The organism is Streptomyces sp. ICN903 (genome assembly GCF_022015835.1).
GTDB classification, from domain to species: Bacteria; Actinomycetota; Actinomycetes; order Streptomycetales; family Streptomycetaceae; genus Streptomyces; species Streptomyces fenghuangensis.
Map to the genome: position 1 here is coordinate 1 of NZ_JAKMAY010000423.1, position 3,936 is coordinate 3,936.

Consider the following 3,936-nt stretch of genomic DNA (forward strand, 5'->3'; position numbering starts at 1 on the left):
GGGGGTGTGGGGAGGGTCACGGCCGTGCCCGGGGAATGCCCCCGTCCGCGGATGGCCTTTTCAACAGTGGTGCGTTCATACTGAAAGCACCCTGGATTGGCTGGTTCCCATTGGAGGAACCTCCGAAACCGTCCCCGAATCGCCCAGTGAAGGTCACGCATGTCCGCTCCGGCCACCGACACCCCGGCCACGCCAGACACCCCCGGTACCCCTGGTAACGAAAACGGATCCCGGTCGCCCGGGAGCGGCGTCGACCGCTTCTTCAAGATCTCCGAGCGGGGCTCGACCGTGGGCCGCGAGCTGCGCGGCGGTCTGGCCACCTTCTTCGCGATGGCCTACATCGTCGTGCTGAACCCGATCATCCTGGGCGCGGGCACGGACAAGTTCGGCCAGCAGCTCGACAACGCCCAGCTCGTCACCGCCACCGCCCTGATGGCCGGTCTGACCACCATCCTGATGGGCGTCATCGGCAACGTGCCCATCGCGCTGGCCGCCGGGCTCGGCATCAACGCCGTGGTCTCCCTCCAGCTCGCGCCGCAGATGAGCTGGCCCGACGCCATGGGCATGGTGGTCCTGGCCGGACTGGTGCTGATGCTGCTGGTCGCCTCCGGACTGCGCGAACGCGTCATGGACGCCATCCCCGGCGGGCTGCGCCGGGCCATCGCCATCGGCATCGGCCTGTTCATCACCCTCATCGGCCTGGTGGACTCCGGCTTCGTCACCCGCAACCCCGACGCCGCGCACACCACCGTGCCGCTCGGCCTCGGGCAGGGCGGCCACCTGACCGGCTGGCCGGTGCTCGTCTTCATCCTCGGCCTGGCCCTCACCTTCGTCCTGGTCATCAGGAGGACCAAGGGCGCGATCCTGATCAGCATCGTCGTGATGACCGTGGTCGCCGTGGTGATCAACGCGGTCGCCGAGATCCCCGACGCGGCCTGGGGCCTGGCCGTGCCCAACGTGCCCGAGAGTATCGTCAGCACCCCGGACTTCGGCCTGATCGGCGAGGTCAGCCTCTTCGGCGGCTTCGCCGAGGTCGGCGTGCTGACCGGTTCGCTGTTCGTCTTCACCGTGCTGCTGTCCGGCTTCTTCGACGCGATGGGCACCATCATCGGCGTCGGCCACGAGGCGAAGCTGACCGACGAGCAGGGCCGGCTGCCCGGCATGGGCCGCATCCTGATGACGGACGGCGTCGCGGTCGCGGGCGGCGGCTTCGGCTCCTGCTCGGCCAACACCTGCTTCGTGGAGTCCACCGCCGGTGTCGGCGAGGGCGCCCGCACGGGCCTGGCCAACATCATGACCGGCGCGCTGTTCCTGCTGGCCCTGGTCTTCACGCCGCTGGCCACCGTGGTGCCCTCGCACGCCGCGACCCCGGCGCTGGTCGTGGTCGGCTTCCTGATCATGGCCTCGAACGTGCGGGAGATCGACTGGAGCGACCAGACCGTCGCCGTCCCGGCGTTCCTGACGCTGATCTCCATGCCGTTCACCTACAGCATCACCAACGGCATCGGCATCGGCGTGCTCTCCTACATCCTGCTGCGCACCGCCACCGGACGCTTCCGCGAGATCCCGTGGCTGCTGAACGCCGTCGGCGCCTGCTTCCTGGTCTACTTCCTGCTGGACCCGATCCAGCAGGTGCTGGGAGTCGGGTGACCGGGGCCGGGACCGGTTGACCTGGACCGGATGAACGCGCCGCCGGGCGATCCGCCCGGCGGCGCGTTCGCGCGTGTCGGGGGCTTCGCGCGGAGCCGTCCGCGTGGAGGCGCGCCGTCCGTCCGTAGGCTTGGCACCTTCGTTTCCGTGGACTCCATGGGGACACGGTCTCGGGGTAGGCGGGGGAGGGCGTCGGCTCTTCTTGCCGGCTCACTCGCACAGGTGATGAGGAACACCCCTTCCGCACCCTCCTCGGACTGGTCCTTAGGAGAAGTAATGAGTTAGGCTAACAAATATGCCGGATCTGTCCCGGGGCGAGGACGCCGAAGCCGTCAGCGCCCTCCGTTCCGCCACGATGCGCCTGGCGCGCCGCCTCAAGCACCAGCGCGTCGACGAGTCGCTGAGCCCGGCCGAGATGTCGGTCCTCGGCACCCTCGCGCGCTGCGGCTCCGCCACGCCCGGCGAGCTGGCGCGCAAGGAGCACGTGCAGCCGCCGTCGATGACCCGCATCGTGGCCATGCTGGAGGCCAAGGGGCTCGTCCGGCTGGAACCGCACAGGGACGACCGCCGCCAGAAGGTGGTCACCCAGACCGAGCGGGCCGAGGCGATGCTCGCCGCGAGCCGCACCAAGCGCGACGCCTGGCTCGCCGAACTCGCCGGCCGGCTCGACGAGGACGAGTGGGCGCGGCTGCGCGCCGCGGCCCCCGTACTGGAGAAGCTCGCGCAACTGTAAGAAGGAGTAGCGCCACGAGGAGGCGAAACCGATTGAGTCCGGGACCCGGAGCAGACTCCGCACCCGCACCCGACGAGAACACAGGCGGCCCCGCCCCGACCGGGAAGCCCGCCGGGAACGCCGAGCCCGCGAAGACGGCCGAACCCCGGAAGCCCGCGAAGACGGCCGAACCCCGGAAGCCCGCGAAGCCCTCGACGTTCAGCTCGCTGCGCATCCGCAACTACCGGCTGTTCGCCGCCGGGCAGCTCGTCTCCAACACCGGCACCTGGATGCAGCGCATCGCCCAGGACTGGCTGGTCCTCAGCCTCACCGGATCCGCGACGGCCGTCGGCATCACCACGGCGCTGCAGTTCCTCCCCATGATGCTGCTGGGCCTGTACGGCGGAGTCATCGCCGACCGCTACCCCAAGCGCAGGCTGCTGCTGATCACCCAGACGGCGATGGGCCTGACCGGACTCGCGCTCGCCGCGCTGACCCTCAGCGGCCACGTCCACGTCTGGCACGTCTACGCCCTCGCCCTCGTCCTGGGACTGGCGACGGTCGTGGACAACCCCGCCCGCCAGACCTTCGTCTCGGAGATGGTCGGCCCCGACCAGCTCGCCAACGCCGTCTCCCTCAACGGCGCCAACTTCCAGTCCGCCCGCCTGGTCGGCCCTGCCGTCGCCGGTGTGCTGATCACGGCCGTGGGCAGCGGCTGGGCGTTCCTGCTCAACGGGCTGTCCTTCATCGCGCCGATCACCGGCCTGCTGATGATGCGCGCCGCCGAACTGCACGTCATCGAGCGGGCCCCGCGTGCCAAGGGCCAGCTCCGCGAGGGCCTGCGGTACGTCGCGAGCCGGCCGGAGCTGATCTGGCCGATCACGCTCGTCGGCTTCGTCGGCACCTTCGCCTACAACTTCCCCATCTGGCTTACCGCCTTCACCGACAAGGTCTTCGACGAGGGCGCGGGCACCTACGGCCTGCTCAACAGCCTGATGGCCGTCGGCTCGGTCGTCGGCGCGCTGCTGGCCGCCCGGCGCGGCGTGAGCCGGATGCGGGTGATGGTCGGCGCCGCGCTGCTCTTCGGCGTGCTGGAGATGACCGCGGCCCTCTCCCCGTCGTTCTGGGTCTTCGCCCTGCTGATGGCGCCCATCGGCGCGGTGGGCCTGACCTTCAACGTCACCGCCAACTCCACCGTCCAGCTCGCCTCCGACCCGGCGATGCGTGGCCGGGTGATGAGCCTGTACATGATGGTGTTCATGGGCGGCACCCCGCTCGGCGCTCCGCTGATGGGCTGGATCACCGACACCTACGGCGCCCGCGTCGGTTTCCTGGCCGGCGGCCTGATCTCGGCCGCGGCCGCCGTCGCCACCGCCCTGGTACTGGCCCGGATCGGCGGGCTGCGGCCGAGGGTGGGCCTGCGCCGAGGCCGCCTGGGCCTGACGTTCGTCCCGGTCGCGCGGGGTGTGCGGGCGGCCGGCGCGGCCGGAGCGGCGAGCTCGGAAGGGCCGGAGAGCATAGCGGGGGACGGCCCGGCCCCGCAGGACCGCACCCCGGTCTCCCCGCGCCGGACC

The 3,936-nt window shown here is 70.8% G+C and carries 3 protein-coding genes; all 3 read left to right on the forward strand.

Annotated features, from left to right (window positions below; all coding sequences use genetic code 11):
- Positions 1-159: 159 nt before the first annotated feature.
- On the forward strand, positions 160-1,650 hold the full coding sequence (locus L7D48_RS27040) for an NCS2 family permease (RefSeq protein ID WP_237883452.1): 1,491 nt from the start codon (positions 160-162) through the stop codon (positions 1,648-1,650).
- Between the two features lie 295 nt (positions 1,651-1,945).
- The gene (locus tag L7D48_RS27045; protein ID WP_237883454.1) at positions 1,946-2,383 is read left to right on the forward strand and encodes a MarR family winged helix-turn-helix transcriptional regulator; all 438 of its coding nucleotides are present in this window, start codon (positions 1,946-1,948) and stop codon (positions 2,381-2,383) included.
- A gap of 32 nt (positions 2,384-2,415) precedes the next feature.
- Positions 2,416-3,936, forward strand: a 1,521-nt coding sequence (locus L7D48_RS27050; protein ID WP_237883456.1) for an MFS transporter, incomplete at its 3' end; no start/stop codon positions are given.

Coding starts and splice junctions, on each gene's coding strand:
- L7D48_RS27040 (WP_237883452.1), top strand. CDS start 160: ATGTCCGCTCCGGCCACCGACACCCCGGCCACGCCAGACACCCCCGGT.
- L7D48_RS27045 (WP_237883454.1), top strand. CDS start 1,946: ATGCCGGATCTGTCCCGGGGCGAGGACGCCGAAGCCGTCAGCGCCCTC.